The sequence below is a fragment of the Brevibacterium gallinarum genome (genome assembly GCF_014836885.1).
Lineage (GTDB): Bacteria > Actinomycetota > Actinomycetes > Actinomycetales > Brevibacteriaceae > Brevibacterium > Brevibacterium gallinarum.
This window is the reverse complement of the sequence record NZ_JACSPY010000019.1, coordinates 24,486-41,665: the sequence shown is the minus strand read 5'-3', so window position 1 is coordinate 41,665 and position 17,180 is coordinate 24,486. Positions and strand designations below refer to the sequence as shown.

General features: G+C 61.6%; 16 protein-coding genes. 5 read left to right on the top strand and 11 right to left on the bottom strand.

From position 1 onward, the window contains the following. Positions 1-14 precede the first annotated feature (14 nt). The 4 genes from phnC to H9634_RS13350 are packed head-to-tail and all read left to right on the top strand — an operon-like array spanning position 15 to position 3,430. Positions 15-872: a phosphonate ABC transporter ATP-binding protein gene (phnC, locus tag H9634_RS13365; protein WP_191727301.1), complete on the top strand. Its 858-nt coding sequence runs from the start codon at positions 15-17 to the stop codon at positions 870-872. Further along, the gene (gene phnE, locus H9634_RS13360) at positions 869-1,723 is read left to right on the top strand and encodes a phosphonate ABC transporter, permease protein PhnE (protein ID WP_191727300.1); all 855 of its coding nucleotides are present in this window, start codon (positions 869-871) and stop codon (positions 1,721-1,723) included. The genes phnC and phnE (H9634_RS13360) overlap by 4 nt, the downstream gene beginning before the upstream one ends. Next, entirely contained in the window at positions 1,720-2,580 is an 861-nt protein-coding gene (phnE, locus tag H9634_RS13355) for a phosphonate ABC transporter, permease protein PhnE (RefSeq protein WP_191727299.1), read from the top strand. Before phnE (H9634_RS13360) ends, phnE (H9634_RS13355) begins: the two co-directional genes overlap by 4 nt. After that, positions 2,558-3,430 (top strand): MurR/RpiR family transcriptional regulator, encoded by an 873-nt coding sequence (locus H9634_RS13350; RefSeq protein ID WP_318245123.1) that lies wholly within the window; start codon positions 2,558-2,560, stop codon positions 3,428-3,430. The genes phnE (H9634_RS13355) and H9634_RS13350 overlap by 23 nt, the downstream gene beginning before the upstream one ends. Before the next feature lie 6 nt (positions 3,431-3,436). Here H9634_RS13350 and H9634_RS13345 read toward each other — a convergent pair whose 3' ends face one another. From H9634_RS13345 to H9634_RS13330, 4 genes are all read right to left on the bottom strand, one after another. Further along, positions 3,437-4,603: a CobW family GTP-binding protein gene (locus H9634_RS13345; RefSeq protein WP_318245122.1), complete on the bottom strand. Its 1,167-nt coding sequence runs from the start codon at positions 4,601-4,603 to the stop codon at positions 3,437-3,439. A gap of 100 nt (positions 4,604-4,703) precedes the next feature. Beyond that, positions 4,704-4,928: a hypothetical protein gene (locus tag H9634_RS13340; protein WP_191727298.1), complete on the bottom strand. Its 225-nt coding sequence runs from the start codon at positions 4,926-4,928 to the stop codon at positions 4,704-4,706. 568 nt (positions 4,929-5,496) lie between these two features. Continuing rightward, on the bottom strand, positions 5,497-8,112 hold the full coding sequence (locus tag H9634_RS13335) for a DEAD/DEAH box helicase (protein WP_191727297.1): 2,616 nt from the start codon (positions 8,110-8,112) through the stop codon (positions 5,497-5,499). Then, positions 8,109-9,098, bottom strand: a complete 990-nt coding sequence (locus H9634_RS13330; RefSeq protein WP_191727296.1) for a HamA C-terminal domain-containing protein — start codon at positions 9,096-9,098, stop codon at positions 8,109-8,111. The genes H9634_RS13335 and H9634_RS13330 overlap by 4 nt, the downstream gene beginning before the upstream one ends. Positions 9,099-9,995: 897 nt before the next feature. On the opposite strand from H9634_RS13330, the gene H9634_RS13325 reads away from it, so the two are divergent. Then, complete coding sequence (locus H9634_RS13325) at positions 9,996-10,832, top strand: hypothetical protein (RefSeq protein ID WP_191727295.1); 837 nt, start codon at positions 9,996-9,998, stop codon at positions 10,830-10,832. 158 nt (positions 10,833-10,990) lie between these two features. Here the strand turns inward: H9634_RS13325 and H9634_RS13320 are convergent, their stop codons facing one another. The 7 genes from H9634_RS13320 to nrdH all read right to left on the bottom strand — a co-directional run bounded on the left by H9634_RS13320 (position 10,991) and on the right by nrdH (position 17,119). Beyond that, positions 10,991-11,368 carry a recombinase family protein gene (locus H9634_RS13320; RefSeq protein ID WP_191727294.1) on the bottom strand — a complete coding sequence of 126 codons (378 nt, stop codon included), beginning with the start codon at positions 11,366-11,368 and terminating at the stop codon, positions 10,991-10,993. Then, entirely contained in the window at positions 11,365-11,508 is a 144-nt protein-coding gene (locus H9634_RS13315) for a hypothetical protein (protein ID WP_191727293.1), read from the bottom strand. The genes H9634_RS13320 and H9634_RS13315 overlap by 4 nt, the downstream gene beginning before the upstream one ends. A 34-nt stretch (positions 11,509-11,542) precedes the next feature. Further along, a protein-coding gene (locus H9634_RS13310; RefSeq protein ID WP_191727292.1) for an IS3 family transposase occupies positions 11,543-12,714 on the bottom strand; the annotation gives its coding sequence in 2 pieces (ribosomal slippage) (positions 11,543-12,438 and positions 12,438-12,714; 1,173 coding nt in all). Positions 12,715-13,291: 577 nt separating this feature from the next. After that, complete coding sequence (nrdF, locus tag H9634_RS13305; protein WP_102162939.1) at positions 13,292-14,266, bottom strand: class 1b ribonucleoside-diphosphate reductase subunit beta; 975 nt, start codon at positions 14,264-14,266, stop codon at positions 13,292-13,294. A 48-nt stretch (positions 14,267-14,314) separates the two neighbouring features. Continuing rightward, a complete protein-coding gene (gene nrdE / locus H9634_RS13300) occupies positions 14,315-16,477 on the bottom strand; it encodes a class 1b ribonucleoside-diphosphate reductase subunit alpha (protein WP_191727291.1) in 2,163 nt (720 codons plus the stop codon). Then, positions 16,447-16,860: a class Ib ribonucleoside-diphosphate reductase assembly flavoprotein NrdI gene (nrdI, locus tag H9634_RS13295; RefSeq protein ID WP_191727290.1), complete on the bottom strand. Its 414-nt coding sequence runs from the start codon at positions 16,858-16,860 to the stop codon at positions 16,447-16,449. Before nrdI ends, nrdE begins: the two co-directional genes overlap by 31 nt. A 7-nt stretch (positions 16,861-16,867) precedes the next feature. Continuing rightward, positions 16,868-17,119 (bottom strand): glutaredoxin-like protein NrdH, encoded by a 252-nt coding sequence (nrdH, locus tag H9634_RS13290; RefSeq protein ID WP_191727289.1) that lies wholly within the window; start codon positions 17,117-17,119, stop codon positions 16,868-16,870. Positions 17,120-17,180: the final 61 nt, after the last annotated feature.

The window sequence follows — 17,180 nt, the reverse complement described above, 5'->3', positions numbered from 1 at the left end:
GAAGGGCATTCTGCATGCACTCTGATGCGGGCCGTGCGGCGACCGGAAGCAATCCGGCCGCCGCACCGTGGCATATCGAACTCGACAACGTCTCCGTGACGTATCCAAACGGCACGCGCGGGCTGCGCAATGTGTCGATGAGCATTGCCCCCGGTGAAATCGTCTCGATCGTCGGTCTTTCCGGATCGGGCAAGTCGACCCTCATCCGCACGATCAACGGTCTCGTCGCCGCATCAGAGGGCACCGTGCACGTCGGTCCGCACGAGATCACCTCCATCAGCGGTTCGGCCCTGCGTCGAGCGCGCGGCGGAATCGGCATGATCTTCCAGGGCTTCAATCTCGCCGAGCGCACCTCCGTCATGGACAACGTACTTGTCGGACGGTTCGCCTATACGCCGTGGTATCGCAGCCTGTTCGGCCTGCACACTCAAGCGGACCGGGACCTCGCACTGCGCGCCCTCGACTCGGTCGGGATGCTGGAGAAGGTATGGAGTCGCGCCGGCGCGCTCTCCGGTGGGCAGAAGCAGCGGGTGGCCATCGCCCGCGCGCTGACACAGGAACCGCAGGTGATGCTCGCTGACGAACCGGTTGCCAGCCTCGATCCGCCCACCGCGCATGCGGTGATGGCCGATCTGCAGGGCATCAACGCCGAGCGGCACCTAACCGTGCTCGTCAACATCCACATGATCGACCTCGCCCGCCAGTACACGACCCGCATGATCGGGCTTCGCGCTGGAGAGATCGTCTACGACGGTCCAACCGCAGACGCCACCGATGCGGTGTTCGAAGAGATCTACGATCGTCCGATCCAGGCCCGCGACACCCTCGGCGACGACCCTGTCGACGCCGCCTCTTTGGGAGAGCATCCATGAGTTCCCAGCTCCCCGCCACAGCCCCGGCAAACGCATCTTCGGCGCCGTCAGCGCGTTCGACGCCAACCGTGCCGCCGAAGCCGCGCAACCACGTTCGGACAGCCTTCATCGCCGCGGCGTTCGTCGCATTCACCGTGCTTGCCTGCACACCGGGGATCGGCGGGGTCGATATCGATCTGGGCGCCTTCGTCCAGCACTGGCGCAACGGCTGGAACAAGTTCGTTCAGCTGCTGCAGCCGAACTTCGCGTTTCTGCCGCGGACCGTCGGCCCGATGCTGGAAACTCTGCAGATGGCCATCGTCGGCGCTTTCGCTGCCGCGCTCGTTTCAGTGCCACTGACCCTGTGGGCCGCCAAACCAACGAACCCGTCCTGGCCCGTGCGCACGTTCGTACGCACGGTCATCAATGTCATCCGCTCGATTCCAGACCTCGTCTACGCCTCAATCCTCGTTGTCATGGTCGGCACCGGCGCCTTGCCTGGTGTGCTTACGCTCTTCCTCTTCGACATCGGCATCATCGTCAAGCTCGTCTCCGAGGCCATCGATTCTTCGGAGCACGGGTACATGGAGGCCGGGCGAGCGGCCGGGGGAAGCCAGCTGCAGATCAACCGGCTGACGGCCCTGCCGCAGGTGATGCCTCTGTTCGCGAATCAATGGCTCTACGTCCTCGAGCTCAACGTTCGCATTTCCGCGATCCTCGGGCTCGTCGGCGCAGGCGGCATAGGCCGCCTCATCGAAGAACGACGCTCCTTCTTCCGCTATGACGATGTATCGGCGATCATCCTCGAAATCCTCGTCGTCGTCATCATCATCGAAGTCATCTCGAACCTGCTGCGCCGGAGGCTGGTATGAGCGCTCCAACCACCACCGCACGCCAGCCCGCCGCACACACGGCCACACCGGAGGCACCGGCACGCCCCAGCCGTGGCCGCCAGACGATCATCACCGTCATCGTCGGCGCCATCATCCTTGCCGCTGCTTCCGGTCTGCGCATCGACTGGACAGATCTAGGCCGGGTGCCCGCGCAGGTCGTGCACTACCTGCAGCTCATGTTCGGCCCGCCAAACTGGGAGAAGCTGCCGCGTGCGCTCGAAGAGACGTGGCGTTCGATCTCCATGGCATGGGTCGGGGCGATCATCTGCGTGGTCATCTCAATCCCGCTCGGCATGCTCGCCGCGCACGGCATCGGCCCGGCCTGGCTGAGGTTCGTGCTGCGCGGCCTCTTCGCCGTCATCCGCGCCGTACCCGAGGTGATCATCGCGCTTCTGCTGCTCGCCGTCACCGGCCTGACGCCGTTCACCGGTGCACTCGCGCTCGGCATCGCCGGCATCGGCACCCAAGGCAAATGGGTCTACGAAACAATCGAATCAGTGCAGGACGGCTCCGCTGAAGCGGTTCGAGCCGCCGGCGGATCCACAGCGGAGGTGGCTCGCTGGGCACTCTGGCCAGCTGCGAAGGCATCACTGCTGTCCTTTGCACTCTATCGTTTCGAGATCAACATCAGAACCTCCGCGGTGCTCGGTCTCATCGGTGCCGGCGGCATCGGCAGCATGCTGTCGAACTACACCAACTACAGGCAGTGGGACACTGTAGGCATGCTGCTCATCGTCGTCGTCCTGGCGACGATGCTCATGGACACCATTTCCGGTGCCATTCGCCGCCGAATCATGGAAGGAGCCAAACCTCGTGGCATGGAACGGAGCTCCTGACACCCTGCCCAGCGTGCGCATCATGACGCTGGCGCCCTCCCTGCACCCGACCGAGCGACAGGTCGCCGAAGCGGTGCGCGCTGACCCGGCGGCCTGCATCGAGAACACCGCACAGGAACTCGCGACCCGGGTCGGCGTCGGCCGCTCAACCGTCGTGCGCACAGCGCAGACACTCGGTTATGACGGGTATCCGCAGCTGCGGGTCGCTCTCGCACAAGAGCTCGCGCTCGGTTCCTCGGCCCACGCTGGAGCCGAGGTGACAAGTGGCTCTGCACTCGACCAGCTTCGTGCGCGGACTCAGCGGTTCGCCGCCCAGCTGCCGCATGCGGTCTCGGCACTGACTGAGGAAGCGGTGGAACAGTTCATCACCGCCGTCGACAACGCCGACCGGGTGCTCGTCGTCGCCAATGGTCTCTCCAGCCCCCTCGGGCTCGACCTCGTTCTGCGGCTCACGGCGGCCGGACGTTCAGCCGAGCACTTCGCCGACCCGGTTGCTCAGCAGATTGTCGCCCGCCAGCTCGGCAGAGATTCAGTCTGCGTTGTCATCTCCGGCTCTGGGATCAATCGTTCGACGGTCGAAGCGATGCGCAGTGCACGCGACAGCGGGGCAACGGCAATCGCGCTGACATCGTTTGCCGGCTCCCCCGTCGCCGATCTTGCCGACGTGCTTCTGCTGCTGCCGTCTGACAGCGACAGTTTCCACGATGAGCTGCTGCACACCTCGCGGGCGTCTTTCATGCTGCTCATCGAGAATCTCATCGACGTGTTCCACGAGCATCGCGGTGAGCGCGGCCGTGCGGCACGCACCCAGATGCTCGGTGTGCTCGGTGGCATGCTCCAAGAGGAGTGAGTCCGCTCAACTGTGCAGCCGGATGAGCGAGCGGATCCGCTCCAATCCCGGTGTCGCCGGGCCATCCGCTGGCAGCTCGGCCAGTGCGGCAGTCGCCGCGGCCTGAGCCGCCTCTTCATCCAGCTCTGCGCCGATGATGACGAGCGCACTGCCCTCAGTCGGCCGGTCTGAAGCGGCGGCGAAGACGTTCGGGCCGACAGCCTGAACCACATACGAGCGCGTCCCGCGACCTGTCGGCACAGCGATGACGCCCTTGGCCCGGTAGGCATCGGCCGGCAGGTTCTCCAGCAGGTCGAGCACCGCATCGGCGTCGACGGCACCGGGGACTTCGACGGTGACGGCGTGCGCATGGATGTGGTCGTAGACTGGGGTGTCCAGTTCGGCCAACATGGCATCGTCGCGGGCAGTGTAGGCCTCCATGAACAGCTCGTGCAGCGGCAGCTCCCCCTGCTGCCAGCCCGTTTCGCCGTCAGGTGACCGGTCTGCAGACGTGCCCGGCGCCTCGGGAGCGGGAGCCCCGTCGAAGAGCAGGTGCGGGTCGATGCGGCCGAGCACTGTGCCCAGCACCGCGGCCCGTGGATTGCGGGCGTGCACCCGCTTGCGGATGAGGGCCAGGCGGGGCTCGCGTTCGGCTTGGGGAACGAGGTCGAGCTTGTTGACCAGGGCGAGGGTGACCGCGGCGTAGCGGACCGGCGGCAGGTCGCCGTCGTCGATGGTGGTAAAGTGCTCGCAGGCGTCGATGACGTCGATGAGCCCGCCGAGGCGGAAGCGGCTACGACCCCAGCGGGAGATCATGCGGGCGAGGATGAGGGGCTCGGCGAATCCGCTCGCCTCGACGAGGATCGCATCGAGGGCGAGAGTGGGTGCGGCCATGGCGATGAGAGCGTCCTCCATACCGCCGGCGTCGGTGAGGCAGCAGATGCAGCCGCCGGAGATCGAGACCGGTTCGTCGACCTGGCCGCTGATGAGTCCGGCGTCGACGTTGAGCTCGCCGAAATCGTTGACGATGACCCCGATGCGGGCGGCCGGGTGGCGCAGCAGATGGTTGAGCACGCTGGTCTTGCCGGCGCCGAGGTAGCCGGTGAGCACGATGACGGGCACGGCGGCACGGGCGTTCGGCAGCTGATCTGCCGCCGTTGCCCGCGGGCTGGTCGTCGTCTGCGTGGGAGGCACGGTGTCCAGATTAGTGGCGGTTCGCTGCTGAGGGGAATGCGGACAGAGCCATGTGTGCGGTCAGTGGGCGGCGATGCGGCGGATCCCGGCGGCATAGTCGTCAAGGACGTCGAGGATGCCGCGGTGCGTCCTCGATGTCGGCTGTCATCTCACTGGTGAGGTGGGGCGCCCAGCTGGTGATGGCCGCCGAGACGGTCGCCTCATAGGGGCCCGTCTGCCGTCGCACCTCGGCACGGGAGTACAGACCGGGCGCACGAGGCACCCAGTCGAGAGTCTCGGATGAGACCGGAACGACAGGAATGACCATCTCCGCTGCTGATGCCATGATCCGATTTGACCAACACTTACTCTCTTAAGTGTTGGTAAGGACTGACTGGGCCAACAGCTTTGACCCTGCTGTGAATGACGAAAGCGGGGGTTAATGCTCATTTTGTGTGTACAGGATAGGGGTTTTGGCCTGTAGTCCGTAGGGCTTCAGGTGAACCGTCCTGGGTTTTGTTCCGACCTACTTGATTCAGGAGGATCGGACAATGAGCGGGGCCAGGAGTTTCTCCACCCCGGAGTTCAAGGACCGGGCGGCGCGGATGATGGAGGATCACCAAATCCTCCCGGTAGGCTGCCGCTGAGGCTGTCGGCCAGAAGCTGGGAGTCTCGGCGCACACGATGAACAACTGGGCCAAGCAGGCCCGCCGGGATGCCGGCGAGGAGATTGGGCCCACCACCGATGATCTCGAAGAGCTGGCTCGGCTGCGCCGCGAGGTCAACCACCACAACCCCGAAACTTTGCTTCCGGGGCGCGGCGGTCGCCAGGATTCGGGAAGAAGGCGTACGAGATCCGGTCTCTTGAAGGGTAAGCACGTGCTGGCGCGATGCGCTCACCACTGCAACAGCGACTATGGGTCCGCCAGTTCGACGAATCCCGCGATGACACTGCGGATTTCCTCTGCGAGCTCGTTGCCTTCGGGCAGTGCTGTGCGGAGGGCATCGATGTCGATCTCATCGAGTTCGTGTCGCGCGTCAAACGAAACGAAGTCGATGTACTCTTCGATGATCAGCTTTGCGGCCGCGCGTGAGAAGCCCGAATTTTGCAAGGATATCGAGCGCTGATCGGTCGTGCCGTACTCGATCAGTTCCGCCCAGTTTGGGGCTGCTGCATCTCCCAGGACATGGCGACTTAAGTCAAAGAAATTTTGGAGGTAGCGGAAGATCTTGTGTCGGAGGCCGTTCTCGATATCGGTCATCACCTGCTCAATGATGATGTTGATGTGGCGAGGCGAACGGACGAAATCCTCCTTCGTCGGCACGCCGTTCAGCTTGAACCAGATGTACCCACGGTCTTGGTGGAAATGGATTGAGTAGCTAATGATTCGGCTCAGCGGCTCAGCCTTGACCCAGTGGTTTGCAACCATCGCCCAGTACTTGAGCTGCGAGGTGCCGTATCCCGCCCGAATCAAACCGGGTGGTATGAGTGGGTCTCTTCCGCCCGATTCCTCCTTCTCCCAGCCGTAGAGGTCGTACAAGAGCTCCAGCATCGGCCCGATCTCAATCTGCTCAATGTCAGGAAAGAGCTGCGTGCGTTCACGATGAGTCTCAATGTACTCCAGCGCACGCTGTTGATAGTTCAGCTTGATCGACGGTGATGCCCGGACCACTGCCGCGGGAACACGAGTCGATTCTGTAGCCGCCGCCAACTGATCGGCACCGCTCGTGCTCCTCTCAAGGAACTTCGCAACCAGGGGCGACTCATTGTTCTCAAGATGGTGCAGGAAGATCAGCGAACCGTAGGTGGCGAGGTTCGAGCGGGCCCCGACCGTGAAACCACTTGCGATTTCCTCTCCCGCGAGCACCCGCCCGATGTTGTTGAACTCGCTCGTACGACGCTTGTTGCTATCAACGAGAAAGCTGACCGCTTCCGATGGCCTGGTTGTGGTGATGAGTGTTTTGTCGGTCCAGCGAGACTTGTCCACGGGAACGCAGATCACGTTGCCAGTGAACTCGCGCGTAAGCCTGCCTGCGCGACCGACCAAGTTTTCGAAGTCGACCTGCTCAAAAGGTGCACTTCCATGCTTCTCAGTTAGAACGAAAATATTCTTCGCAGGGAGGTTCACGCCTTCAAGCAAGGTTGACGTGCAAAAGATGAAGTCCAGCGGGCTAGAGCCATCGAGGAACATCGCTTCGATGCGCGCACGCACCTCGTGAGGCATACGTCCGTGGTGAAACGCGACGCCGTGACGCAGGCACGTGATCAAGTAGTAATCCACGTGCACGGAAGTCGATGCGAACTCGATCAACGATTCGAGCGCTGGCGTTAGCGCGACGAGCGGACGGCTCAGCGCGAAGGCGAGCGCAAGTTCGACCGTGGGACCCGTGCCATTGCAGTACACCAGGTTGGAGGCCTGCGCCCCGAGCGTCGCCAGCACACCGTTCACGGTTCCAGGAAGTTGGTGCTCGAGCTCGTGCTCCTCGAGCGAACCGCCCGATGAGCTAGCTTTGAAATAGGACGCCTGTTGAGTATGGGGGTTGACGTAGTACCGATTCTGAGACACAGTCCGGTCTTGTATCGACAGACTCACCTCCCCCGTATGCCCGAAGATCTCGAGGAAGATGCCTGGATTGGGGATGTTCGGAGACGCAAATACCAACTGAGTGGCGTACCGCCGAGTCGTTTCATAAATCGCGTGGTAATACAGCGAGCTGCGCTCGTCCTTCACCGCAGCAATCTTCTGTGCCTCGTCGACGAAGAGGTAGCGCACTGGCACGTTGCCGCTCGACAGGTAGCGGATCAAGCGCTCAGGTGTAAGCACGAGCACCGAGCGATCGAACCGTCGCTGCAACAGCGGGCTTGTCTGTGGGAACGCCCCGACGTGGACACGGGAGTCGGTGATTTCTCGTCGGAAGTCATCGACCAGCTGAGTGATGAGCGCCCGGGTCGGCACGAGTACGACGATCGCCTTGCCCGCAAGCTCCTCTGTCTCGAGCAAGCTCTTGATGTAGTCCTTCAGGATGAACGACTTACCGATTGAGGTTGGTCCCGAGAAACTGAAGAAGTCGGATGTTGCCAATGAACGGCGGATCTCGTACTGCGCATCGGTGAACACGAGTTGGCCGTCCGACGTGCTCTGCGTAAGGAGCTTCGCCTGGCGCTCGATCTCACGCTCGATGGGTAGTACCGGCAGTTCGCCGCCGAGTTCTCGGAGGTACTCGAGCCCTGGAAAGTTCCCGAGCTTGGAGAGGATCGCCGTTGCGTAGGCACGCAGCTCGAAGTCGATTGCATGCAACTGCGAAACTTGCGCGATGATCCGATAGGCCATGTTCCGATCGTCGGCGGTGTCGCCGTATGAAAGTAGATCTGCGAACCTCAGTAGATCATTGACCTCTGCCGGAGACAATCCCTCAGCGGACGGCTGCCGCACAAACGCTTGCGCGACGTCTCGTTCTAGCCGATCTTGCAGTTCAAGAAAGTATTCGCTCGCCCACACATCGGCCACGAGCTCCTGTGCGAGGGTCACGCGATGTACCCCACAATCGATTTCCGCACCGAGTCGATATTTGTTGCTCCGTTCTTGATAAACGGGATTGCCCAGATGTAGAAGTGGAAGCCTTCGAGGCCGGCGTTGACGAGTTGGTCTTTGATGTACTCGAAGCGCGCCTCGACCATCGCCTGTACTTCGGTGTGAACACGCTCGGAAAACTGCCCAGCAGTCATCTCAATGAGCGGCCAGTCGCCCGTGTCGATCTCAAACCCGAGAAGGAGCCCAAACGCGGATTCCTTGGCGGGACCATTTCGGGTCGGCACCAAGACAGATTTCAAGAACGCAAGCTCGGCTCCGGAAAAGGCTTCCTTCATGAGGTTCGAGTCGACGAGATTAACCTCATTCGAAAGCCCGGTTGTCCGGAGCTTTTTCACGGAGGAGATCGCGTCCGCGATAGCCTTCCGGAAGCTGGACCCGCGCTCCGTCGAGTCCGCGATCATCTTCGATTCGCCGTAGATGAGGTGAAATTCGCCTGGTTGAACCTGCAGGAGATGGAGTCCGTCCGCGCCCTTGACGTAGTCGTTATTGTCAGTCTTGAGCTCCATCTTAGACAACAGCTTCGGCGCACCGAGGTGGGACTCCAGGAAGCAGTAGAGCAAGAGTTCGCCACCCTCGCCGTCGTTGATACGGACGGCGCGGAAGCTCCCTTGAACCGCCTTCGTGAGTTCGTGCACGTTGCCCTGCTCGAGGCCAGCGAACTTCACTCGCGAGAGGACGTATGCGTACGAAGCATTCCCAAGCTGCTTGTAGAGGTTGTCATAGTCGAACTCGCCGCCGTCGATCTTCAGAACGAAAAGCGAGAGATCGACCTTCGGTGCAACTTTGTGCCGGTCAAGCAGCGGCGGGTGAAAGAGCGCGAGGAACTGATCGGAGTTCTTGAGGGAAATCCGCAGACGGCTCTCGTCGTGGGTCATCCACATCACCCCTCCACTCAGACTGTGCTCTGAGTAGATGCTATCCATGCTCGAATGGGTACAAGACTTGCGACACGCATGGATCCGGTCGCGGGCGTCCGCGAGGGACAACGAGCGAAAAGAGAGAATCGAGAGAACCCTATGGCCGAACATGCGCAGATCTTCAAGGGCCCGACGGGCGTGCCGATACCCGACCACGTTCGTTATCTCTGAACCGGCTATCCGGTCGCAGAACTACACTAGGTCGTTGAGGAGGCCCTGGAGCGTATGAAGGCGGAACGGCGGGTGAATCGGAAGACTCGCAAAACCGTCCCGATCTGCCGCAGCGACGGGCCGTTCCCAACATGCACGTTCGTCCTCACCGGTGGACGGCGGACCGGTGGGAGCGATACGTTCTCCACCAACTCGCAGTCGAACTCACCGACGAGCAGATCGAGAGGGGTCCTCCATCCCCGCGCAACGCCAAGCCAACGGTCGCAAGGCTGAGGCGTTGGGGGGCGGATTTGTGGTGGAGTTCGTTCACGCCGAGGAATCCGCCCGTTCTTCCGGCCGCCCCGACCTGGAACGGATGCTCGGCTACATCGCCTCCCATCACCGCCGCGCTGTGCTTCCATCAGCGTCTTCGTTCCCGATGAGCTCAAGAAGTACATCGATAAGAGGGTTGCCCAAGGCGACTATGGCTCCGTCGGGGAGTATCTGACCGTGAATGCTCCGGGGATCGCAACCGATATGAGGTCCAACGACGGGCGCTACGGCCGAAGGTCCTGGTCGGCAGGAACTCGGGGCCTAGTGTGCCATGGTCAGAACTTCGGGCCCGCGCCGCACCTTCTGGGTGAACCACCTCTAATTCCACGAAGCCAGTAGGTTCTCTCCGCCAGCCCCGATCTGTGTCAGTCGTTGCTGGTTCACTCTCTATATCGAGCCCATCTACTGAGAGGAACCACAATGACCGAGACAAACGAAGACACCGCTAAGACTGGTGCTGCTGAGCTGCTTGGCATCCGGTTAAGCCGAGCCACTGAGCACATCATCTGGATCTTGCTGAGCATCTGGCTCTTCTTCGAAGCTATCCCGGCCTACGACCAGTCTGATGCACACTGGGAGGGACCTGCCTCATGGTTCGGCAGTCTCTGGGTTGAGGCAGGGCTGCCGGGAAACCCTCTGGTAGACGTCAACACAGGAGTTTGGTCCACCATTGATTCACCTTGGGCAGTATGGTTTTTTATCCTGTTGTCTGCCGGTACGTGTGGGCTCGCCGTTGGACGTCCGGGAAAATGGGGTCTTCGAGCTTTGAGCTATCTCGGTATCGCCGGCGCTGTCGAAGCCGCTGATACTCTCTGGCCGGTCCTTGTCGTGCTTGTCGCTCTTGGTTTGATCGCTATCATCGCCAGCCTTCGCTGCTGGTTTGTAGATCGTTATTCCGGAGCAGAGAACTACATGGACTACGCCTCCCCGGGGATTGTCTTTACCAGGTTCTTGAGTGATGTCGTTCTGCACTATCTCCTGCCGCTTCTGGGACCGGTGATCCTGCTACTTTTCACCCTTCAGAACTTCTGGACCGGCCCTCAGCTTCGCCCCACGGATAGCCTCCTTCACGAAGCGCTCAGTGAGTTACGCAAGTCTTCAGACGAGTCGCTGACGCGTAAGGACCTGCTGAGTGTTCTCGAAGTATTTATTAGCCTCAATGGAGCGTCTCGCCAGGAAACTAAGTCATTGGCATCTTGGACTCTCGCTACGCGCCGGGGCCCTTCAGGTGCCACGATAAAGCGTGAAGTGAAATAGACAAGGAAAATGCAGCGAATGCGGAGCCTACGGTCCAGGTAGCTCCCCCGGCCTTTGATGTTTCAGTTCTTTCCCAGGCGCTTCGGGGAGGCTCGTAATTCTTGTGCTGGTTGGGATGGGGCTGGTCTGAACACCTCAGATCTCTGATATCGAGGCCACTAGCTACTCTCGATCTCGCCGGATAGGCCTTGCCGCCGAACCAGCATTAGGAGCATGTCGAGGATGGTGGGCGGCAGGAGAGGTTCGGCGCAGGCGAGCAGTCGAGCATCGGCGCGGTCTATTTCGTCCATCATCGCGGCTAAGGAAGTAATCGTGGGTCCCAGGCAGGCGTAGTCGGTGATGAGGACGATGTCGATGTCGCGGGCACGGAGTCCCTCGATGAGTGTGGCCAGTCCTGAACGGTGGTGGCTATCGTCGTGTGCTGTGCCGATCACTTGGTAGCGGCGTTGTTCGGCGAGGGTCTTGCACTGCTCGTACTGTCGGTGTCGTTGTGCGGGGTTGGGTTCGGCATAGCGCGTGTAGATGAACGCCCTCATGTGCGGGCACCAGCCAGTTGCTCAGACTCTCCCGCAGTGTTTGTGGTGGCAGGTTCGGTGCGGCGGGCTGCGGTGGCTTCGCAGATACGTTCCCGGACGAGCAGGAACAGGCTGATGGGACCGATCCAGAAGAACTTCATGGGGGTCTGCTGAGGCTTTGGTTGAGTCGGGGGTTTATGCCGCCAGGGTGGCGACATCCTTCATTATGGTCTCGAACTCGATGGGGGTCAGTTTCCCGAGTCGGCGTTGCCGGCGCTTGCGGTGGTAGATCCCTTCGGTCCAGTGCACGATCGCCAGGCGGAGTTCGAGCCTGGTGGGCCAGGGGTGCCGGTCGAGGACGTTCTTCTGCAGCAGGCTGAAGAAGCTCTCCATGGCCGCGTTGTCGCCGGCCGCGCCGACACGCCCCATCGATCCGCGCAGCTTGTGACGCTTGAGCGCCTTGACGAATTTCCTGGACCGAAATTGGCTCCCGCGATCGCTGTGAACCACGACCCCTTCGGGGAATCCTTGGTGGGTGACGGCCATCTCCAGCGCGTTCACGGCCAGACGTGCCTTCATCCGTGAGTCGATCGAGTAGCCGACGATCTTGTTGCTCCACACGTCTTTGATCGCGCAGAGATACAGCTTGCCCTCACCGGTCCAGTGCTCGGTGATGTCGGTCAGCCACAGCTGGTTCGGCCCGTCGGCGGTGAAGTCGCGGTTGACGAGATCGTCGTGCACGGGTGGGCCCGCTTTCTGATAGCAGCGTTTGCGGGTCGTGATCGTCGAGCGGATCCCCGCGACGTGACACAGCCGCCACACACGCCGCTCCGACAGGACATAGCCGAGATCTGTGATGTCGTCGGCCAGGACCCGGTACCCGCCCTCAGGGTCATCCTCGTGCAGTTCCCGGAGCACCCCGATCAGATGCGCTTCCTCGATCTCACGCGCGCTGACAGGGTTCTTGAGCCACTTGTAATACGCCTGCTCGGTGAATCCCAGAACCCTGCTCGCCACCGCGACCGGCACCCGAATGGGGGCGCCGGCCGCGGCCATCTCACGGACGAGCGGGAAGATCATTTTGGGGGCAAGATATGAGCCTGTGACAAATACGCCGCAGCACGCCGGAGCACCTCGTTCTCCATCTCCAACTCCCGGATCCGCCGCAACGCTGCCGCCATCTCGCGGCGCTCGTCGGGATCGGTCGATGGTGTCATCCCGTGTGAGCGGAATCGGTCATCTCGCACCCACGTCTGCAGCGCGGTCTTCGAGATGCCGAGGTCTCTGCACACCTTCTTCTGTGACGAGCCCGCAGCGACCATCGCCACAGCGTCACGCTTGAACTCATCGGAATACTTCTTCGGCACGATTGCCATCCTTCCAGCACGACCCCGCCCAGGAATCATGCGGTCATGGACTCAACCAAACCTTCAGCAGACCCGTCCGGGCCGTATATGTCTGACCGTCTGGCCCGGGGTACCTTGCCTGCCACCGGCCCGAGGAGAGCTTGCGCAGACTCCCCCAGCCTTCCCGTCGTGAGCGTGTCTTCCGTTCTGTCGTGGCCGTCATCGGGTCCTCCCCAGGTCTCGGATGGACTGGAGCGGACCGTCGTGCCACTTCGTGCCACTAGGTCTCGAATAGGCTCTGAAACGGGGCCTGACAAGGGGTTTCCCGTCATTCCGGGAACTCTCTATGGCACGTTGTGGCACGAGACTGACGGGGTCACTGAGCCAAAATAGGGCTCGCAGTCCGCTCTGCTTGCACCCGGAAGGTGTGCGCGTGCCACCTTCGTGCCACTGCGTAAGGCTGCTGGTGTGCATACTCGTCCTCCTGTGTTCGTTAGGAGGAGGCACGAAAAAGGGCCCGGACCTGCAGAAACCTGCGGATCCGGGCCCCTTACCAGGCCTTACGGCGACAACTCAGGACATCTGTCTTTAGAAAGTCTCAGAAGTCCCAGTCTTCGTCTTCGGTGTTCTCGGCCTTGCCGATGACGTAGGACGATCCGGAGCCGGAGAAGAAGTCGTGGTTCTCATCGGCATTCGGTGAGAGCGCAGACAGGATCGCCGGGTTCACGTCGGTGACCGATGACGGGAACATCGCCTCGTAGCCCATGTTCATCAGCGCCTTGTTGGCGTTGTAGTGCAGGAACTTCTTGACGTCCTCGGCCAGTCCGACGGAGTCGTAGAGATCGTGGGTGTACTGCACCTCGTTCTCGTACAGCTCGAAGAGCAACTCGAAGGTGTAGTCCTTGAGCTCCTGCTTGCGGGCGTCGTCGACCTCGGCGATTCCGCGCTGGTACTTGTAGCCGATGTAGTACCCGTGCACGGCCTCGTCGCGGATGATGAGGCGGATGAGGTCAGCGGTGTTCGTCAGCTTCGCCCGGCTCGACCAGTACATCGGCAGGTAGAACCCGGAGTAGAAGAGGAAGGACTCCAGGATCACCGAGGCGACCTTGCGCTTGAGCGGATCGTCCCCACGGTAGTACTTGAGGATGATCTGCGCCTTCTTCTGCAGCGACTGGTTCTCCGTCGACCACCGGAAGGCGTCGTCGATCTGGCGGGTGTTGGCAAGCGTCGAGAAGATCGACGAGTACGACTTGGCGTGCACCGACTCCATGAACGCGATGTTCGTCAGCACGGCCTCTTCGTGCGGGGTGCGGGCATCGGGCAGCAGGGAGACCGCGCCGACGGTGCCCTGGATCGTGTCGAGCAGGGTCAGTCCGGTGAAGACGCGCATTGTCAGCGTCTTCTCGTCCTCGGTCAGCGTTGCCCACGACTGCACGTCGTTGGACAGCGGCACCTTCTCCGGCAGCCAGAAGTTGGCTGTCAGCCGATCCCAGACCTCGAGGTCGACATCATCCTGGATGCGGTTCCAGTTGATTGCGTCCACATGGGACACGAGCTTGAGCTGCTCGGTCATGTTCACTCCTGATAACTCAAAGATGTGGTGAGGTTGCCTTGTGCCGACTCACAGCATGCAGGAGACGCAGCCGTCGACTTCCGTTCCCTGCAGGGCGAGCTGACGGATGCGGATGTAGTACACCGTCTTGATGCCCTTGCGCCATGCGTAGATCTGCGCCTTGTTGACGTCGCGGGTGCTCGCAGTGTCCTTGAAGAACAGCGTCAGCGACAGGCCCTGATCAACATGCTGAGTCGCCTCAGCGTAGGTGTCGATGATCTTCTCGTAACCGACTTCGTAGGCGTCCTGGTAGTACTCCAGGTTCTCGTTCGTCATGAACGGAGCCGGGTAGTACACGCGGCCGATCTTGCCTTCCTTGCGGATCTCGATCCGCGAGGCGACCGGGTGGATCGACGAGGTCGAGTTGTTGATGTAGGAGATCGAGCCGGTCGGCGGGACGGCCTGCAGGTTCTGGTTGTAGATGCCGTGCTCGGCGACCTGCGCCTTGAGCTCCTCCCAGTCCTGCGGGGTCGGGATGTGCACCTCGGCGTCGGCGAAGAGCTGTGCGATGCGCTCGGTGCGCGGCGTCCAGTCGCCCTTGATGTACTTCTCGAAGTACTCCCCTGTTGCGTACTTCGAGCGTTCGAAGCCCTCGAAGGCGCGGCCGCGCTCCTTGGCGAGCAGCATCGATGCGCGCACGCAGTGGTAGGCGACGGTGTAGAAGTACATGTTCGTGAAGTCCAGGCCCTCGTCGGAGCCGTAGTGGATGCGCTCACGAGCCAGGTAGCCGTGCAGGTTCATCTGCCCGAGCCCGATTGCATGCGACATGTCGTTGCCGCGGGCGATCGAGGGCACCGAGTCGATGTTCGAGGCCTCCGACACTGCCGTCAGGCCGCGGATGGCGGTCTCGACGGTGCGGCCGAAGTCCTCCGAGTCCATCGTCATGGCGATGTTGAGCGAACCGAGGTTGCACGAGATGTCCTTGCCGACCTCGGCGTAGGACAGATCAGCATGGTAGGTGCTCGGCGAGGAGACCTGGAGGATCTCCGAGCACAGGTTCGACATGATGATCTTGCCGTCGATCGGGTTGGCGCGGTTCACGGTGTCTTCGTACATGATGTACGGGTAGCCGGACTCGAACTGGATCTCAGCCAGGGTCTGGAAGAACTCGCGGGCGTTGATCTTCTTCTTCTTGATGTGCGGATTGTCGACGAGCTCGTAGTACTTCTCGGTCACCGAGATCTCGCTGAACGGCACCCCGTACTCGCGTTCGACGTCGTAGGGGCTGAAGAGGTACATGTCCTCGTTCTTCTTCGCCAGCTGGAACGTGATGTCCGGGATGACGACGCCGAGGCTGAGGGTCTTGATGCGGATCTTCTCGTCGGCGTTCTCGCGCTTGGTGTCGAGGAAGCTGTAGATGTCCGGGTGGTGGGCGTGCAGGTACACGGCGCCGGCACCCTGGCGTGCGCCGAGCTGGTTGGCGTAGGAGAAGGAGTCCTCCAGCAGCTTCATGATCGGGATGACGCCCGAGGACTGGTTCTCGATCTTCTTGATCGGGGCACCGGACTCACGGATGTTCGTCAGCGCGAACGCCACACCGCCGCCGCGCTTGGACAGCTGCAGAGCGGAGTTGATCGAGCGGCCGATCGACTCCATATTGTCCTCGATGCGCAGCAGGAAGCACGAGACGAGCTCGCCGCGCTGGCGCTTGCCGGCGTTGAGGAAGGTCGGGGTGGCCGGCTGGAACCGGCCGGAGATGATCTCCTCCATCAGCTGGGTGGCCAGCTGCTCATCGCCGCGGGCGAGGAACAGCGCAACCATGACGACGCGGTCCTCGAAGCGCTCGAGGTAGCGCTTGCCGTCGAAGGTCTTGAGCGTGTACGAGGTGTAGAACTTGAACGCGCCGAGGAAGGTCTGGAAGCGGAACTTCTTGGCATACGCCTGCTTCGAGAGCTTCTCGATGAACTCGAAGGAGTACTGGTCGAGGACTTCCTTCTCGTAGTAGTCGTGCTCGACGAGGTAGTCGATCTTCTCCTTGAGGTCGTGGAAGAAGACGGTGTTGTTGTTGACGTGCTGCAGGAAGAACTGCCGGGCCGCCTGACGGTCGCGTGCGAACTGGATGCGTCCCTCGGAATCGTAGAGGTTGAGCATCGCGTTGAGCGCGTGGTAGTCGAGGTCGGTCTCCTCGCGGATGATCGCTTCTAGGTCGCGGTCTTCAACGGTTGTTGACACAGTGAATCCAATCCTTTGTTGACTTTCTCGACGTCCTCGGGCATGCCGAGCAACTCGAAGTTGTACAGCAGCGGCACCTGGCACTTGGCAGCGACCTTGTAGGCTGCCGCGCAGTAGTACTCACCGAAGTTCGTGTTGCCCGCGCCGATGACGCCGACGAGACGATTGCGGTTCTCCTCGACGTTGAGGAACTTGATGACTTGTTTGGGGACGGCTCCGCGGTTCCTGCCCGCACCGTAGGTGGGGGTGATGAGCACGAATGGCTCACTCACGATCGGAGTCGGATCCTTTGTCAGCAGGGGAAGTCGCAGGCCCGGATGGTCCAGCTTGTTGACGAATTTGTGCGTGTACTCCGATCCGCCCGAATAGTAGACGACGAGCACGGTTGCATCACGACGCCGCGACCGAGGCGGTCGAGCCGCTGCCGGCGAGGGTGGCGATCTTGTCCGGGCGGAAGCCCGACCAGTGATCGTTGTCGGTCACGACGACCGGAGCCTGCATGTAGCCCATCGCCTTGACGACATCGAGTGCGCCGGGCTCCTCAGTGAGGTCGACGGCACGGTAGTCGATTCCCCGCGAGTCAAGCGCGCGGAAAGTTGCGTTGCACTGCACACATGCTGGCTTGGTGTACACGGTGATCATGGCGTCATCCTCCAGAGGAATTCGGTGTCTGATGCGGTGTTCTGGTGGGCGGTCATCCGGT

Coding starts and splice junctions, on each gene's coding strand:
- H9634_RS13325 (WP_191727295.1), top strand. CDS start 9,996: ATGACCGAGACAAACGAAGACACCGCTAAGACTGGTGCTGCTGAGCTG.
- nrdF (WP_102162939.1), bottom strand. CDS start 14,266: ATGACCGAGCAGCTCAAGCTCGTGTCCCATGTGGACGCAATCAACTGG.
- H9634_RS13320 (WP_191727294.1), bottom strand. CDS start 11,368: ATGAGGGCGTTCATCTACACGCGCTATGCCGAACCCAACCCCGCACAA.
- nrdH (WP_191727289.1), bottom strand. CDS start 17,119: ATGATCACCGTGTACACCAAGCCAGCATGTGTGCAGTGCAACGCAACT.
- phnE (WP_191727299.1), top strand. CDS start 1,720: ATGAGCGCTCCAACCACCACCGCACGCCAGCCCGCCGCACACACGGCC.
- H9634_RS13315 (WP_191727293.1), bottom strand. CDS start 11,508: ATGAAGTTCTTCTGGATCGGTCCCATCAGCCTGTTCCTGCTCGTCCGG.
- H9634_RS13330 (WP_191727296.1), bottom strand. CDS start 9,098: ATGGATAGCATCTACTCAGAGCACAGTCTGAGTGGAGGGGTGATGTGG.
- H9634_RS13340 (WP_191727298.1), bottom strand. CDS start 4,928: ATGGCATCAGCAGCGGAGATGGTCATTCCTGTCGTTCCGGTCTCATCC.
- phnC (WP_191727301.1), top strand. CDS start 15: ATGCACTCTGATGCGGGCCGTGCGGCGACCGGAAGCAATCCGGCCGCC.
- phnE (WP_191727300.1), top strand. CDS start 869: ATGAGTTCCCAGCTCCCCGCCACAGCCCCGGCAAACGCATCTTCGGCG.